The organism is Nitrobacter sp. (genome assembly GCF_047149785.1).
In the GTDB taxonomy this organism is placed as follows: domain Bacteria; phylum Pseudomonadota; class Alphaproteobacteria; order Rhizobiales; family Xanthobacteraceae; genus Nitrobacter.
Window position 1 is genome coordinate 2,923,407 of sequence record NZ_BAAGBE010000001.1, and the last position, 15,685, is coordinate 2,939,091.

At 61.9% G+C, this 15,685-nt stretch carries 10 protein-coding genes and 1 pseudogene; 4 read left to right on the plus strand and 7 right to left on the minus strand.

Translation table 11 applies throughout. The features are described from left to right. Positions 1–3 precede the first annotated feature (3 nt). From ACMDCM_RS13635 to ACMDCM_RS13655, 5 genes are read right to left on the minus strand one after another with little or no spacing between them, the layout of a single operon-like run. Positions 4–2,769, minus strand: a complete 2,766-nt coding sequence (locus ACMDCM_RS13635; protein WP_412774059.1) for a DEAD/DEAH box helicase — start codon at positions 2,767–2,769, stop codon at positions 4–6. A 4-nt stretch (positions 2,770–2,773) separates the two neighbouring features. Continuing rightward, positions 2,774–7,942, minus strand: coding sequence for a DEAD/DEAH box helicase (locus ACMDCM_RS13640; RefSeq protein WP_412774060.1), 5,169 nt, complete (start codon positions 7,940–7,942; stop codon positions 2,774–2,776). Next, positions 7,939–8,391 (minus strand): hypothetical protein, encoded by a 453-nt coding sequence (locus ACMDCM_RS13645; RefSeq protein WP_412774061.1) that lies wholly within the window; start codon positions 8,389–8,391, stop codon positions 7,939–7,941. Before ACMDCM_RS13645 ends, ACMDCM_RS13640 begins: the two co-directional genes overlap by 4 nt. A gap of 35 nt (positions 8,392–8,426) precedes the next feature. After that, on the minus strand, positions 8,427–9,887 hold the full coding sequence (locus ACMDCM_RS13650; protein ID WP_412774062.1) for a nucleotidyl transferase AbiEii/AbiGii toxin family protein: 1,461 nt from the start codon (positions 9,885–9,887) through the stop codon (positions 8,427–8,429). Then, the gene (locus tag ACMDCM_RS13655) at positions 9,884–10,693 is read right to left on the minus strand and encodes a type IV toxin-antitoxin system AbiEi family antitoxin domain-containing protein (RefSeq protein WP_412774063.1); all 810 of its coding nucleotides are present in this window, start codon (positions 10,691–10,693) and stop codon (positions 9,884–9,886) included. The genes ACMDCM_RS13650 and ACMDCM_RS13655 overlap by 4 nt, the downstream gene beginning before the upstream one ends. 102 nt (positions 10,694–10,795) lie before the next feature. Here ACMDCM_RS13655 and ACMDCM_RS13660 point away from each other — a divergent pair, with 102 nt between their 5' ends. Further along, the gene (locus ACMDCM_RS13660) at positions 10,796–10,933 is read left to right on the plus strand and encodes a DUF2958 domain-containing protein (RefSeq protein WP_412774753.1); all 138 of its coding nucleotides are present in this window, start codon (positions 10,796–10,798) and stop codon (positions 10,931–10,933) included. A 42-nt stretch (positions 10,934–10,975) separates the two neighbouring features. Here the strand turns inward: ACMDCM_RS13660 and ACMDCM_RS13665 are convergent, their stop codons facing one another. Then, complete coding sequence (locus ACMDCM_RS13665; RefSeq protein WP_412774064.1) at positions 10,976–11,404, minus strand: hypothetical protein; 429 nt, start codon at positions 11,402–11,404, stop codon at positions 10,976–10,978. 386 nt (positions 11,405–11,790) lie between these two features. Here ACMDCM_RS13665 and ACMDCM_RS13670 point away from each other — a divergent pair, with 386 nt between their 5' ends. Then, positions 11,791–13,851, plus strand: coding sequence for a ParB/RepB/Spo0J family partition protein (locus tag ACMDCM_RS13670; RefSeq protein ID WP_412774065.1), 2,061 nt, complete (start codon positions 11,791–11,793; stop codon positions 13,849–13,851). A gap of 213 nt (positions 13,852–14,064) precedes the next feature. Further along, positions 14,065–14,481: a hypothetical protein gene (locus tag ACMDCM_RS13675; RefSeq protein ID WP_412774066.1), complete on the plus strand. Its 417-nt coding sequence runs from the start codon at positions 14,065–14,067 to the stop codon at positions 14,479–14,481. A 73-nt stretch (positions 14,482–14,554) separates the two neighbouring features. Here the strand turns inward: ACMDCM_RS13675 and ACMDCM_RS13680 are convergent, their stop codons facing one another. Then, positions 14,555–15,208, minus strand: coding sequence for a DUF4336 domain-containing protein (locus tag ACMDCM_RS13680; protein ID WP_412774754.1), 654 nt, complete (start codon positions 15,206–15,208; stop codon positions 14,555–14,557). On the opposite strand from ACMDCM_RS13680, the pseudogene ACMDCM_RS13685 reads away from it, so the two are divergent. After that, positions 15,202–15,579, plus strand: a pseudogene (locus ACMDCM_RS13685) (CopG family transcriptional regulator); the annotation flags it as partial. The gene ACMDCM_RS13680 and the pseudogene ACMDCM_RS13685 overlap by 7 nt on opposite strands. Between the last annotated feature and the right edge of the window lie 106 nt (positions 15,580–15,685).

The following is a 15,685-nucleotide window of genomic DNA, read 5'->3' on the forward strand; positions in this document are numbered from 1 at the left end:
GGCTCAGGCCTCTCCCGGCATAAGCACGGATAGGCCGATCACATCCGGCAGCAGCACGGCCTCCACGGTGACGCGCGAGGCGGAGCCCGACGCGGCGCGCAGGCGGGCGTGATCCTGCATGAGCTCTTGCGCGCGCGATCGGACGAAGTCGGCAATCGGCCCGGCGAGCAAGTCGGCCAAGTCCTCCTTCGCCTTCGCGATGAACCTGTCGCGTGCTACGGGCGCGAGATCGGACGTGGCTGGCGTACTGAGCCATTCCCGAGCGGTTTCACCGACTGCCACGATCCGGTTGCCCTGGATCGCAATGAGAGCCGCTTCCTCCGCCAGCAGCAGCCGCTCCTTGCGAGCATGGACGGTCAGCTTGAACCGAATACGCAGCAGAACAAGGCGAGTCAGATGCTGGACGGCAGCGGTCGGCCAGGCGCCAACCCGGCCAATGCCCAGGCCCGACATGGATTCCGGATCGAGCGAAGCCTCGACCAGAGCTTCGGCAAGCGTGGCCGTCAGGGGATGCGTCCGTGTGAGCAACGCCGTGCCGGACGGCGCCGGCTCGACCGTCGCCAGACGCACCGATCCGGTCAGATCATGCTCCTTCAACCGCTCGCGCAGTCCGGCATCGAGGGCGTCGACATGAGCTAGGAGCAAGGTTTTCCGGGTCTCCAGAGGCACGCCGAAACGGGCCATCGCCCGTTCGACGAAGAGTCTCGCTTCCGCCGGAGAGCCGAGGAGTGTGCGGACCTTCTCCCATTCCGGGGCGACTTCCTGTGGCTTCATCGCATTCTGGGCGAAACGCGCGCGAGACCGCTTCTCGTTTTCGGAAGCGTCGCGCCATCGCGCTTCCATGACCTTCGCCCCATCGTTGAGGCGAAGATCGAGCGTGAGCTGGCCGGACACGCCACGACGCAGCATCATCGACGCCATCAGCGCATCCGTTACCGGCCCTCGCTCCTCGGGCAGCGGCACCGTCACGCCCGTCGCCTTTCGAATCTCTTCGGCCTTGCGGAGGATGACTTCGAGCACCGCCCCGTCGATGGCACTGTCCGGCGAGAACATCATGATCGACCGTACGAGTTCCACTGGCTGGCCGAAGCGGTCCACCCGGCCCTCGCGCTGCTGGTGCCGGGTCGGATTCCACGACAGGTCATAATGGACAACAGTGTCGAAGAGCTGCTGAAGATTGATGCCTTCGGAGAGGCAGTCCGTGGCGACAAGGATGCGTTGGACTGGCTTTTCGTCGTCTGCTGTCGCCATGTCGGCGACACGATCGCGGCGCTCGTCCGGCGTGAGAACGCCCGTCACGGCCTCGATGGTCAGCTTCGGGAAGACCTTGCGTAGGCCGTCGCGGACATGCTCGGCCGTCGCCAGATAGCGGCAGAAGACGACGGGATTTGCGCCCTTCTTGACGAGAGGCGTCAGCGCATCGACCAAAGCGGCCAACTTCGGATCGGGCTTACCGACCAATTCCTCGGCGCGCTTCACCAGGGCAAGAAGTTCCGGATCGGCATCGAAGGCCGTACCCGGTTCGAGATCGACCGCGTCCTCGTCGTCGCTGTCGTCGTCGTAGATTTGTGGTTCGAGCCGGTCGCTTTCGCTGGACACTCGGTTTCGCAAAGCGCTCAGGGCCGCCGCTGGCGAAGATCCGACACAACGCATCAGGGCGAGCGTGCCCCAGAAGGCCAAGCGCCGCTCCCGCTGCCCCGTTCCCGCCCGCGAAACGATAGCGAAACAATAGTCGAGCACGGCTTCTTGAAACCCGCGATGGACCTCGGAGAGGCGATAGGCGAACTCCGTCGTCTCATGCTTCGGGAAAGCGCGGTCCTCGTCCCAATCCCCCGAGACGAGATCGATCCGGCGTCGCTGCACGAGTTGCCGGGCCAGGCGCTCGCGATACCGCGTATCCTCGAAATCCATCGAGGCAAATGACGGGTCGATCAGAGAAAGAAGACGCGCGAAAGCTTCTTCGTCCCCGGAATGCGGCGTCGCGGTCAGAAGGATCATCCGGCGCTCGGGATTCCGTGCCAGGCCCGACAGAAGCTCGAAACGCTGCTGCCGACCATGGTGCGTGCCGACGCAGGCGTGCGCTTCATCGACAATGACGAAATCTGGGCAGGTGCGCGCGAAGCTTTCGCGGCGTTTCTCAGCCTTGATGTAGTCGAGGCTGACGACTGTGAAGGGATAGGCGTCGAACAGCGTCTGAGCGAGCGGCAGGCCGCGTTCCAACCGGCTCGCAGTGCCTGACGTGACCGGGACGGCGTCGATACCGAAACGCGCCTTCAGTTCTCCGACCCATTGCTCGACGAGATGAGGCGGGCAGAGCACAGAAAAGGCATCCACTTCACCCCGGTCCGTCAACTCGCGCAGAATGAGGCCGGCCTCGATCGTCTTACCGATGCCGACGTCGTCCGCGATGAGCAAGCGTGGCACCGATAGACGAAGCGCCATCAGCAAGGGCACGAGCTGGTAGGTTCGCGGTTCGAAGGCGAGCTGAGCAGCAGATCTAAAGGGGCCTGCACCACGGCGTAGCGTCAGGCGCATCGCGTCCGCGAGCAACGCTGCTTTCGCCTGAACAGTTACCGTAGCGTCGGCAGGGAGATCGAAGCGGGCAGGCTCGACGGGCAAGAGTTCAAGCACGGGATCGAGCACAACCGTGTCGTTCTCGCCGCCCGACAAGGGACGTAGCGCCAGCACGCCATCCCGAGGGGACGGCAGCGCCACCCACTCACGTCCGCGTGCGCGAACCAAGTCTCCCGGAGCAAAGTTCACTGTCATCGGATCATTCCCCGAACATCGAGAGCATCGCGTCGGGCACACCCGCAGTGACGACTTCCGGCAATTCAAACAGTGTCCAGCCTTTGGTTTCCGCCTCCTGGCGCGTTGCCTCGGTCAATGGTGAGACACAAGCGGCGACGAAGTGGCTGCGCCAGGAGAAGCTCATCTCCTGATCCGAAAAGCTGACGGGGGAGCCATCCGGATGCGGAAGCCCCGCATCCTTGAAAGCGTTTGCCCACCCTCCATCTTCGGTCGACAGACCCGGCGCTGCGGTATGCACTACCTGCCCGCGCGCCAGATCGACCAGCATCTGCTTCGCTTCATCGCTCGTCCGGTCAATCAACTCGTGATCGGGCTGATTGAAATAGGAGAGCAAGCAACGATAGCACCCGCGAACACAGGCCTCTCCGTCGCGGCTGACGAGCAGTGTGGCGTTGCCCGCTGTGATCGCTTCATCGACCTTGTCGAAGTGCATCAGGGTCAGCGTTTCGCGCGCGACCTTGCCGAGCGCCTGCGGATCCTCGATCAGACGGCTCAACACACCGGCGCCGCCCTCGGTGGCTTCATAGGCCAGAATGGCGCGACGGTTATCGCGGGCGGGCAACGGCTCACCGAGAACCTCGCCCTCTTCCAGTTGGAAGACGACCTCAATGCCCCTCAAGAGGGCATGCTGAACCGTCGCAATCGTCTCCGGCGCATAGGCCGCAGGCTCGCTGAAACGGAAGAGCAGCGCATTCTTGTGGTCACGGACGATAGGGACGATCCGAACGGGCTTCACGACGTCCGGCGGAGGATCGACATCGGGATCTTCGTCGTTCGACTTCGCCCAGTAACCGCTGCGCGGATCGATATGGAAGCCGAAAACAGTCTGATTGGCGCGCCGCTTCAGCCCTTTGTTTATGCGGCTGATCTCTGCGCTGTTGGCGTATTGCAGGTTGAAAACCGATGTATCCTCGCAGCGGAAGTCGGCCTCGGTGATCTGCGCCCGGCCGTCCCGTCTCGGCCAGGAAAAGACGGTCTGAATGTCAAAGCCCTGCCGGACGCGCTCTTCGTCATTGGCGGTGATCCGCTCGGCCGGCGCGGCCTCGACGTTGTCGATCCTGAGCGTCCGCTGCACCGGAACCTCGCCCGCCATCGGACTCTTGCAGGCGTGGCAGCGCTCGACCTCGCTGTCATGACAGGCGCCGCAATTCGAGCAGATGTAAATGTCTCGGGTAGCGAGTTCCGATCCGTCCCCGGTCCTGACTTCCGGTGGCAGCTTCGCCTTCATGACCCGGTAGGCGCGACCTTCGTGATAGATCAGGCTGCGCGGACCAAATTCCGAGATAGCCAGGAAACGGGCGCGCTGGAGGAACGAACCTGTTTTTCCCTCTCCGGGTATGAAGGCATAGAGCGGCAGCCGGGGGAAATTGTAGCCCGGCAGGAAGCCTTCCGTTGCGAGGTAGCGATAAGAGTAAAAATCTGAGCCGTTCGAGGCCTTGCCCTGCTCGAGAATGGTGATCTGGTCGCTGGCTTGCATCTGCGCGGCCTTGATCCGGCGACGGTCCGCGCCTGAGAGCCCCGTGATCTCCGAACGGGCATTGGCCTCCATCAGCTGCGTGCGGGCCGAGTTGTAGAGTTCCCGCCAGCGATCGAAGGCCCGATCGAATTCCACAGGCGCACGCTGGGCCACCTGGGTGACGAACTCGTCTGGCTCGGTCATCCAGACCGGCTTCCGGCCATCCACGGAAGCGAGAATCTGATCAAGAATCCGCTTCATCGGAGCATGCGCCGCCGCGAGCTCGGGCCGGTTGATGACGTCGCGGATTTGCGGCTTCAGCGGGTAGCCCGTCTCCGTCAGGTCGAGGATTTCCGGAATATCGGGCGACAGGGCGAGCTTCGCCTCCGCGAGCCATACAGCATGCAGGTGCGAGCGGACGAGTTCTTCATTGGTGATGTCGAGCGCTGGAGGTCGGACGACGCCGGACACCATCTCATTGCGTCGCTCGAAGAAATACTGATCGTGCGGCGATTGCGCGGCGCAATAGGTCACGATGACGGCGGCCTGTCCTGAGCGACCGGCGCGACCTGCGCGTTGTGCATAGTTCGCCGGTGTTGGCGGCACGTTTCGCAGATAGACGGCATTGAGCGCAGAGATGTCGACGCCAAGCTCCATGGTCGGCGAACAGAACAGGGCAGGCAGAAACTGCTCTGATTCTCCTGCCGCCTTGAGATCGGCGACATTGCTGGCGAGGCTTTCCCGATCTTCCTTCTCGAAGCGGAAGCGCCATTCGCGCCATTCGCGCTGTCTCTGAGAGACTTGGGCCGTATGCTCACGGCCTTCGAGTCCCCAAAAATTGCTCATCCCAGCCTTCAGATCGGCCGCGATCTCATTGTACAGATCATTAAAGTAGCGGTTTCCCAGCGCCGTGCTTGTTCGGATCGCTTCGCCGGGCACAATACGAACGGCCGACGGCGACAAGCGCCACCCCTGCAAATCCGCTTCTATATCGACGCGCGACACGAGCCCCTCTCGGGCGAGGAGTTCCATCAGGCCCGTCATGACCGTCAGATAGTCCGCTCTGCCCAGTTTGGTCCCCATAACGCTGGTGCGATTGATGAGGCGCGCGATACGGGAATTGTGACCCGCCCTGACGATCGTCTGTTCCTCCCGCAGCCCGACGCGGTCCTTACCAGGCGCTTGCAGAAACAGAGTTGTTCGGCTTCTGGGCATCTCCTTTGCATCGATGGCCCAAGGGGCGCGCAGGAGATTTCGGGACTTCTGAGCGACGGTGTCGAGGACGGCCAGATCAAGCGCTTCCGTCCCGACGGCCAAGCCGTCAAGCATGGCGCCCAGGAGCTTCTTGAACATCTCCTTGCGCTTGGGCACGTCGAGCGTCCCCAAGTCTGGCAGGACGGCCGTGAGGCGCTCTGTATCTTCGGCGATAGCATCGAGCCCAATGAACGCGACGTCGATGAGCTTGAGAACGGAGAGGCTTGGATTGGTGTAGCGCCAGCCCCGGCGCAGGTCCGTCCAGAGCCGATGGGCAAGAACCTTTGCGAGGGAACGCTGAGCGTCTTCGCGGATCACAGCGCCGGCCTCGGGGTCCAGCATCCAGTGGATGCGCGCATCCTTGTTGGCCGCAGTGAATCCGAGCGCCTTCACGACCCGCAGCCCGAATTCGTCCTCGGCTATCCCATCGTCACCAGCGTCAAGCACGGCCCGGAGGATTGCGCCGCGCAGGAGGCTGACGAACAAAAAGTCGTTGAAGTGGCCTGCCTGAAGCGCGGCGTCCTGCCGGTTGTCGGTGAAGCCGAGGAGCTTGCGTTTCTCTTTGGGGACGCCGTTGTTGCGCCCGTTCATCCACTCCAGCGCGGTTGAAACGAGCAGCGTCGTGGCCGAACTGCGGCCTTCACCCGAGAGGCCCGCAAGCTTGGTGCGTTCGCGCATGCTGGGGTGCGGCTGATCGAGGCAGCACGGGCAGAATCCATATTTGCCGGGTATGAACCAGAAGCTCTTTCCCGATGAGTCGTACCGTCCATCCGGAGCGACCGTGATCATCTGCGGCATCCGGCGTTTCCTGTTCGCCCGAAGCCGCTCGATGCCATTACGCTCCTCGCGCCAATCTTCGGGGTAGGTCTCGATCTCCCCTGTGAAGGCGTATTCGGTATCCCCCTCTCCCGTAGGGATCAGATAGCCAGCAGCGTCCTCCTCCTGATCATCGAGCGGTGCATCGTCAATGTTCCTCGGCAGAAAGTGGATGCCGTCCGCGTCCTCGGTTCTGGCGACGACATGGACCTCATGTCCGCATTCCCGGCAGAACCGGGTCGGATAGAGACGATGACCCGGCGCGCTGGGATCTTCGAGCTGACCCTCGAACAGGACGTTTCTGGGCTTCCCGGTCAGCGTGGTGAAAACCTCGCCTGCGCCGGAGATGAACTGGTGGAGCTTGAAGGCCAGGAATGCACCTGTACCAGAGCCGCCCCGCTCCGTTTCCGGGAGGCTGACGCGGGTCAGGAATGCCTCGAGGCCTCTTCGGCAGGTTTCGACCTCTACGCCGCTGTCCTTTGACAGGAGTGCCACGGCCTCCTCTAAGGGGATGGGCTTCTTGCGCTTGAGCTCCTGTGCGTCGTCCAGACCGATCGCCAATTCGGTCCAGACCGCCAACGGGTGCTTCCTGAGAACCTCATCCGTCAGCGTGTCCGGCAGCGTATCCGTTAGGACGGGCGCGAGTTTCGGCCTCACCTCGTCGAGCTTCAGCCGATCGTCTGTCGCCCGTTCAAGCGACTCGTCGATGACCGATTCTGGTCCAATGGATGTCCCGAAAAGACGCGACGCGACGTCCGCGACGGCCTGTGCGCGGTTGGTGCCGGAACCTTCGCTAGCCATGGTAGCCGAAGTTCCGATGCAGATCGGTGCCTTGCCGGGTGTGCAGCGATTGCGAAGACGTCGGACGAGGATGGCGACGTCAGCGCCCTGGCGACCGCGATACGTGTGCAACTCGTCGAGAACGATGAAGTCCAGACCGCTTGCGTTCTCGATAACCTTGGTGTCGAGGCTGTCCTGCCTCGTCAGGAGCAACTCGGCCATCATGAAGTTGGTGAGCAGAATATCCGGCGGGTTGTCCGCGATCCGCTGCCGTTCCTCCTGGCTCTCTTGGCCGGTGTAGCGCCGCACAACAGGCTTGATCTCGGAGGGCAGGCCGGATTGGGAGATGAATTTCTCGATCTCATTGATCTGGCTGTTTGCCAGCGCATTCATCGGATAGACGATGATGGCGCCGGTTCTGCGCGCCTTGCCCGCCTTCCGCGTACGAATGATCGCGTCAACCACCGGCACGAAAAAGCAGAGCGACTTACCCGATCCCGTTCCAGTCGTGACCACAAAACTCTGGCCCGCCCGCGCTTTAGCGATGGACTGGGCCTGGTGGCGATGGAACCGCAGAGGCGACGGGCCGAACCGGAAGATTTTGCCGGTCGCCTCGTCGAGATCGCCGGAGACGACCAAGTCGTCAACTGTCGGCCCTTGAAGGAAGCGAGGGTTGATAGACAATAAAGCGTCGGGCCAGAAGCGCCCTGCATCATACTGGCGATCGATCTCGGACTTCAGGTCTTCCGATCGAATGGTGCTGAAGGAGCGCGAGAAACGCGCGTAGGAATCGATAAGGCGATGGTCAAATTCGAATGCCTTCATCGCCCATCTCCCCCCGCAATGCTTCTTGTTGTGCCGTAGATAATACCTTGGAATGACTCACCAATCAGTTTCGATGAAGGCCCGAGAATTCCAGCGCGTCCTGCAGCGAAGCCTGTGGCCGACCGCGCCCTTGCCCCCAACCTATCGTCCTGTCGAGCCATCGCACTCACCCCCACAAGCACGACAATATCGCCGAGGCTGACCAGCGCTACCGATTCACCGCCGACTGGCCTTGCCGGCAAGTGCCCGGCTTCGAGCGGCAACGGCTCCAACGCTATGTCGTCAGCGCCGTGTTCCTTCTTGCAGAGGGCGAGCAAATCGCTGAGAGCCGCTTCATTGGGAGTTCCGCCGGTCACAATCCGGCGCAAGGCGTCCCTCTGCCAAAAAGGACGATCAACCGACCAGTCGAGAATGGTTTCCAGTACTGTTTTGTTTGACTTTTTGCTCACCCTGTTGCCCCAACCGTGTGACTATTTCCCTCAAATTAGTATTTCGTTTTCACGTACGTGCCGAACGTGCCGTAGCATTCGTAGCCCGTCCGGTTGTTCTTGTGCTTGTTCAAAGTCGCGTCGTAGCTCTTCTTGTTGAACGTCTTTCCGCAGACTGAACATTTGAAGACGTAAGTCGGGCCACTTGCACCGGAGAAACCCGAGCTTCTAGTCGGCCTACGAGCGGGCGAACGCCGGATAACTGGCGCACGGCGCAGCCCGAAAGTTGCTCCTGAGCCGGAACTCGCGGTCTGGGGAATGCTTTGAGGGCCAGATGGCGTAAGTTCTATCGGGTAGCGCGGTGCGAATGGCGTTTGGGTGGCTATGACCCCAAGAATGCTATCGACCAGGTAGCTGCGCGGCTGGCCATTGTCCGCGCGCACTGCCATGAGCAGCACGTCCCCGGCCTGCGAACGGCGGAGCGAGTAGGCTTCGATCGCACGTGTGGAGCGGTTACCCTGCTTGTCGCGATAGTCGATTTCCACAAGGAGCCGGTTAGCCGCAGCGAAGCGGATCATCTCAATGAAGCTCTGGCCTCGACCGCCGCTGGGGAAAGCGATGACACGGTCGCGAATGAGTGCATCACCAGCGCCGATAGGCATCGGCGCGAGTGGCTGCGCGACGGCGCCTCCAAGCCAGGCGAAGATTTCTGGGAGCGCGTCCCAAAATGTTGCAACTGGTAGGAGCGCCGGAAGCTGGTGCTCCAGCATGTGGACCCAGCCGGTTTCAAGATCGGTGCGGTGCGGCTCAAGGTCTGCTATGCGCGGGATACCGATACCCTTGAACTCACACTTTGCGCGCAGCACTTCCATGAAGTGCTGCGGGTCGGGACGCGCCTCAGCGTTTCGGTAGAGATGCACGACGTCATAGAGGTCACGTGGGCGCGTCCGCTCTGCGAGCGCCCGGAATTTTTCGGCGAAGGCCTCGACGTAGTCATAGGCCAGGACCTCGATGCCGTCTTCTGGACCGTCGCTGTATGGATGGAAAATCTGCGCGCGGACGGGCGGTAGAACGACACGTTCATCAGCAGTCAGGTCGAGTTTGATGCGCGGAAGCGCGTGGGTTGATGAGACAGGCCCCTTATAGCTGATCTTTCCCTGGCAGGAGATTTGTCCGCGCGGATTCCGATAGATCTCGAACTCCTGCTTGTCGGCCGGAATCTCGATGCCGGTTTGTTCGTAGATCCATTCACCGATTTCAGAAAAAGTGCTCTTCAAAAAATCGGCGTCGAGTTGCTCGGGTTTGATAAGCGTGAAATCAAGATCTTCAGAAAAGCGATAGGTCTCGAAGAAACATTTCTTCAGGCACGTGCCGCCTTTGAACACCCAATTCTCTGCAAGGTCCTCGTGCCCGTAGATGCCGGCGAGCATCCACCCGAGGACGTAATCCTTCTCAACGACATGTGGCGTGAGAGATGTCTGCTGGGCGATGGCGAGGATTTCGCGCTTTTCGATCATGTCGTTACCTCGCGAGCCCAGCGCGGGGGCACGCGCAGTCGCCACTTTGTCACAACGTGCGGCCCATCTTGGGCGGGGTCGAGCTTAGCGTGGCCGCCGCTGAGATGGTGTTCGCAAAGGCGCGCGAGCGCCGCCCCTTCGGGGGAGCGCTCTGCCAGAAACCCCAGGCGCTTGAAAACGGCGCCATTGGCCAGACGCACCGCGTACTCGATGAGCTTTTCATCGTCGCGATCGTTGCGGCGCAGGTAGGCAGAAAGGCAATCGGCGACGTGCTGGATGCCGCCGCCGATCGCGGGGTCATCCAACATATCGATGATCGTGCGGTGCACGTCGGATACGGGCACACGCGTCTGATGGCGCCAGACGCTCTTCGTGCCAAAGAGCTTGCGCTCATCGATATGCTTCAATGAGAACAGCGTGCCGTGTCTCTCCTGGCGCTTCTGCCGCACGGCCTGTGTGGTCATCACGAGGATGTCTTTGAAGATTTGTTCGGTGAGGTCCCAATGCTCGGCCGCGGTGCGTCCCCCGATATAGGCTGGCGCGAAGAGCGCGGGGACAAGAACCCATGGATCATCAAGGACGCGATCCGACCCCATCGTATCGATTGACGCCGCGACATAGGCGCCTCGACCCACTCGGCTCAGCCATCCCTGCTCGACCCAGCGCGACAAACGCTGGGCGGCGGCGGTACGGTCAAGTTGGAGAGCAGCCACCACATCATCGACGTGAATCACATCGCCAGCCGCGGACAGCACGCGGACAAGCTGCGCGCGACCTTGGGGAAGATGGGGGGTGTTTTTCTCCATCAGCGAAACTTAGCCAAAAATGCGAATTTATGCAATTGAGATAACGAGTGCCAATTGTCGTATCACTTCAAATTTGCGATAAATGTGAATTAGAGCGAATATATTAATAGGGAGAGAGCGGCGACCTATCCGTCGCCCGATGCCGACGAGGTCGAGCGCCATCTGTCCTTCACGGCCCAACACTCCTTGAGCTGGTATGCAAAACAGGCACGCCGCGCCGGCATGATCGTCACTGACTGACATGCCGCTATCGCGCCCCGCCTCCGGGCGGGGCGCTCCGGCTCACGGACGCTTGCCTGCACCGCCAAAGTTATGCTCATGCCACTCTTCAATCGTCCATTTATACGGCGGCTTAGCAGGCTCCTTGCCGGCTAGCGCCATCCACTTCACGACGCCACGCCACGCTGCGTTGTCACAGGAAAAATTGCTGCGCCAGAAGCCCCGTTTCTCCACGTCATCTGGCGTGAACTCCGCCTTGTCGCAAAAATCAGCGAGCATCGCGCGCAAGGGCCATTCCAGGTGCAAGAGATTCGGCTGATCCGGACGGCGGTTGGCCTCGGCCAACTCCTGCTGGCGCTGTTCTTTCTTCTCCTCGCGCTCAAAGATCTGACGCACTCGGGGAACGGAGACACCATATTCTCGCGCCATGGCGGAGAAAGTCTCGCCATGTCGGCGACGTCTCAAAATCTCTCGATTCCGGTCTTCGGTCATCGCATAGCCGCATCGCCAATAGCGCAACAGTATTCGTATCCTATTCCGTTCGGCCAGAAGCTGAAACGGCGATCAGGATTCCATAGATCCGGGTCTCCTCACACCTCCCATTCTGATCCGGTCTTTGCGCCCGGCCTCCGCTCCGCTCTGGCCGGGCAAGCTCGCTAAGGGCTCCGCCCTCGCGGCGGGCAAGGGCGGCCGGGCGGTATCCCCAACCTTCCGCGCGGCCTCACTCTCACCTTCTTGCTCACGGCAGTAATCCGCTTGTGCAGGCCGGGTGATCCCCCTCCGCCCGGCCACCCTTGCCCTCTGCTACCCCGGTCTCGCCGACGGGCAGGGCTGCAGCGCAGCGCTGCGCTGCAACCCAAGCCCATAGGAGAAAGACCATGACCACGAATGCAAAAACTGCTCCCGTTATCGAGAATGGCGAAACGGTTTTCATCCCGCTCAACAAGCTCAAGAAGCACCCGAAGAACGCCCGAAAGACGCCGCACAGCGAGGCGTCTGTCGAGACGAAGGCCGCGAGCATTGCCGCCAAGGGGATGCTGCAAAATCTTGTGGTGGAGCCGGAGCGTGACGGTGACGGTGAGCCGACCGGCTGCTATCTCGTCAGCGTCGGCGAAGGCCGCAGGCTGGCGCAGCTTCTGCGCGTGAAGCGCAAGGAGATCAAGAAGACCGAACCGATCCGCTGCGTGATCGACACGGCGAACGACGCCGCCGAGATCAGCCTTGACGAAAATGTCACCCGCGAAAACCTTCATCCGGCCGATGAATTCGAACGCTTCCGCGAGCTTGCGGAAACACGAGGATGGGGCGCGGAGGAAATCGGGGCGCGCTTTGGTAGAACGCCGCAGTTCGTGCGGCAGAGACTTCGGCTCGGCGCTGTCAGCCCGAAGTTGATGCAGGTCTATCGCGACGGCGGTTTAATCCTCGACCAATTGATGGCCTTCGCCATTACCGAGGACCATGCGCGGCAGGAAGAGGTTTACGACAATCTCTCCTATAACCGCGATCCCTCGCAAATCCGGCGCGATCTGACCAAGATGAATGTGGCCGCGACCGACCGCCGCGCGATCTTTATCGGTGCGGAAGCCTATGCCGAGGCAGGCGGCAACATCATCCGCGACCTGTTCACCGAGGATCGCGGCGGCTTCTATGAGGATGCCGCGTTGCTCGACCGGCTTGTCATTGAGAAGCTGGAACGGATCGGGGCGCAAGTGCAGGAGGCCGAGGGATGGAAGTGGGTTTCGGTCAATATCGACTATCCGCATGGCAACGGCATGCGCCGCACTTATCCGCATCCGGTAGAGCTTTCGGAGGAAGACGAAGCAGCCTATGCCGCCGCGCAGGAGGGATATGACCGCCTGTCGTCGGAATACGAGGGCGCGGAGGAATTGCCCGACGATGTGGACCAGCGTTTCGGGGAGCTTGAGGCCGAGATCGAACGCATCGACGCCTTGCGCCACGCCTACGATCCCGACGAGATCGCGCGCGGTGGCGTGTTTGTCGTGCTGAACCATGACGGGGAAGCCCGCATCGAGCGAGGCTTCATCCGCGCCGAGGACGAGAAGCCCGAGCCGGAGGAAGCCGAGGATGGCGAAACCGCCATCGACGGCGTTCGCGTCAACGATGATGGCGAGATCATCGAGGATGGCGACCATGCAGGCGCGCATGACGCAGAAGACGAGGACGCGGAAGATGACGGCAAGCCGCTGTCGGACCTTCTTGTCCGCGATCTGACCGCGCATCGCACCCTTGGCCTTCGCCTCACGCTTGGCGAGCAGCCGGACATGGCCCTGATCGCTGTCACCCACGCGCTCGCCGCGCAGACCTTCTATCGCGGCGGCGACGCCCATTGCCTCGAAATTCGCCCCAGCAGCGCGCACCTTGCGAGCCATGCGGACGGCATCGAGGACACGGCGGCGGCGAAGGCGCTTGCGGATCGTCATGCGGGATGGGCGGCGGACATGCCGCGCGACGTAGCGGACCTGTGGGGCTTCATCGCCGGGCTGGACCATGCGAGCGTCATGGCGCTGTTCGCGCATTGCGCCTCGCAGACCGTCAACGCGGTGAAGCTGCCTTGGGAGCGCAAGCCTCGCGCCGTTGAGACGGCGGACAAGTTGGCGGGCGCGCTGGCGCTCGACATGACGGCGCATTGGACGCCGACGGTGCGGACCTATCTCGGCCGCGTCACCAAGGCGCACATCCTTGCCGCTGTGCGGGAAGCCGTCAGCGATGAGGCGGCGGATCGCCTCGCCAGCATGAAGAAGCAGCCTATGGCCGAAGCCGCCGAGCAGCTTCTTGCCGGGACCGGCTGGCTTCCGCCCTTGCTGCGCACCGAGCGGTCCGCGTGGCTGACCGACGAGCAGCCGGAAGCCCCGACCACCGAGGCCGAGGGTATGCCGGAAGCAGAGGCTGCCGAGAGCTTCCCCGTCGCGGCAGAGTGACAACGGCGAGCCGGGATCGTGTCAGCGGTCCCGGCTTTCCTTTCGAGAAAATCGCGGCCGCGCGGCTTCACCGCGCGGCCGGATGACCTCGACCGCCGCGAGGACAAACCATGTTCGCGGTCGACAGAGCTCGCACGGATTGTCATCGTAGGTGTGTCCGCAACGGAAGGAGCGAACAACGGCAATCCGCGCCAGTCGTGAAGGAGCAGAATAATGGTCGCTGTCATGCTAATGAGCGTTGTTCTGATCGCGATGCTTTGCGTCGCGGCCTATACGCTCGCTGTCTATGCACTCCCCTTCATGCTTGGTTTGAGCGCGGCGCAATTCGCTTATCACACTGGCTCCGGTCTCATCGGCGCGGGTCTTGTCGGCTTGGTCGCAGCCGGTGCAGCCTTCGGCATTCTGGCGCTTCTGTTCGACACGCTGCGCCAACCGATCCTGCGCCTGATCGTGGCGCTGATCTTCGCCGCGCCGGCGGCCGTGGCCGGTTACGCGCTGGTCCACGGCATCACCAAGGAAGCTGTGCCATCTGAAATCTGGCGGCAAATCTTCTGCATCGTCGGCGGTGGCTTCGTCGGAGTTTCAGCATTGATGCGGCTGGCCGCGCCAGCCCATATGCGGGCTGCTTGACGATAAACAGGGACGGCATTCGATCCACCCTTGCCGCCACTAGCCGGAGGTCTGGTTGAAACCAAAGAGGGAATCAATTTGCCAACCAGTGAAAAGCGCGACGAAGGAACGCCTGCCCGTCATCGGTGATTGGAAGGCCGTGAGCGATCAGCACCTTTCTCGTAGGCCACGCCAGAATGCTCCGGAGAGACTCGCGAGCAGCGCGGCGGCTGGTGAATGCGATGCGAAACTTCCGAGGCACCGTAGGTTCGCCGGCCACCATTAGGTCTAGCCGCGCAATAAGCGCGCGCCAGCCCTTAAACCACCCAGATGGGAACTGCTGAATCAAATCGGTGAAAATTACCGTCCCGCTTTCGTGGTGAAAGAAAACGACGTCCGTTGTGATTCGATTGCCCCACATGATGACTAAATCGATCTCACCCGCCCATGCCGCGATCGGGCTATCGCTAAAGTCGCCATCGAATCTGATGTCCTTACGCTTCTCCCGCAGGCCGGGTGGCGCATAAACCTTGGCATCGGGATAGGCCCGCTGCCAGTCGCCAAGAAAGGTGTGGTGGAGGGAATTGGGAGGGACCAAATAGCGCACCGCGCCCAATGCCTCCACCGCCGCGCGAAGATCGGCGGCAAGCGCGATTGGCGACCAAAGGACCAGATCGCCATTGGTCAACCTGATGACGGCCATGCGCGTGGGATAGTGAAATCCGGCCGCTGCCGTGACCGTCGAAATCCGCCATCATCGAGGCCGCTGTTGCGTCCTTCCTGTCCGGGGACTCGGCCGAGAAGCTGGAGGCGGCATTGTCGCGGCGCATGGACAAGCTCGGCCGCCAGCTCGACACGCTCGACGAAGATCTCGCCATCCTGGGCGAGACCGTCTCGCTGTTCATCCGCATCTGGCTCGCGGCCACGCCGCCACTGCCGGAGAGCGCGCAAGCCTCCGCCCGCGCGAAGGGTGCGGAGCGATTCGACGGTTTCATGCAGTCACTCGGCCGGCGGTTGGCGACGGGAGACAGGTTCCTGAAAGAGTTGTCGCGCGATGTCGATTCGCTTCGCGATAGTCCCTCGCAAGATCAGTCCGGGCCGGATAGGGATCGCCTCTGAATATTCGACCCATCCTATTTGCCACCGATAGCCGCCGATCCCCGCACGCGCTTAGATACTTGTTGAACCGGACCGATTTCCGGCTCTTTTAATCGACCCCGTTGCG

What these genes read in the sequence shown, in the direction of transcription:
- ACMDCM_RS13650 (WP_412774062.1), bottom strand. Translation starts at nt 9,887, where the DNA reads ATGATCGAAAAGCGCGAAATCCTCGCCATCGCCCAGCAGACATCTCTC.
- ACMDCM_RS13635 (WP_412774059.1), bottom strand. Translation starts at nt 2,769, where the DNA reads ATGACAGTGAACTTTGCTCCGGGAGACTTGGTTCGCGCACGCGGACGT.
- ACMDCM_RS13670 (WP_412774065.1), top strand. Translation starts at nt 11,791, where the DNA reads ATGACCACGAATGCAAAAACTGCTCCCGTTATCGAGAATGGCGAAACG.
- ACMDCM_RS13665 (WP_412774064.1), bottom strand. Translation starts at nt 11,404, where the DNA reads ATGACCGAAGACCGGAATCGAGAGATTTTGAGACGTCGCCGACATGGC.
- ACMDCM_RS13675 (WP_412774066.1), top strand. Translation starts at nt 14,065, where the DNA reads ATGGTCGCTGTCATGCTAATGAGCGTTGTTCTGATCGCGATGCTTTGC.
- ACMDCM_RS13655 (WP_412774063.1), bottom strand. Translation starts at nt 10,693, where the DNA reads ATGGAGAAAAACACCCCCCATCTTCCCCAAGGTCGCGCGCAGCTTGTC.
- ACMDCM_RS13640 (WP_412774060.1), bottom strand. Translation starts at nt 7,942, where the DNA reads ATGAAGGCATTCGAATTTGACCATCGCCTTATCGATTCCTACGCGCGT.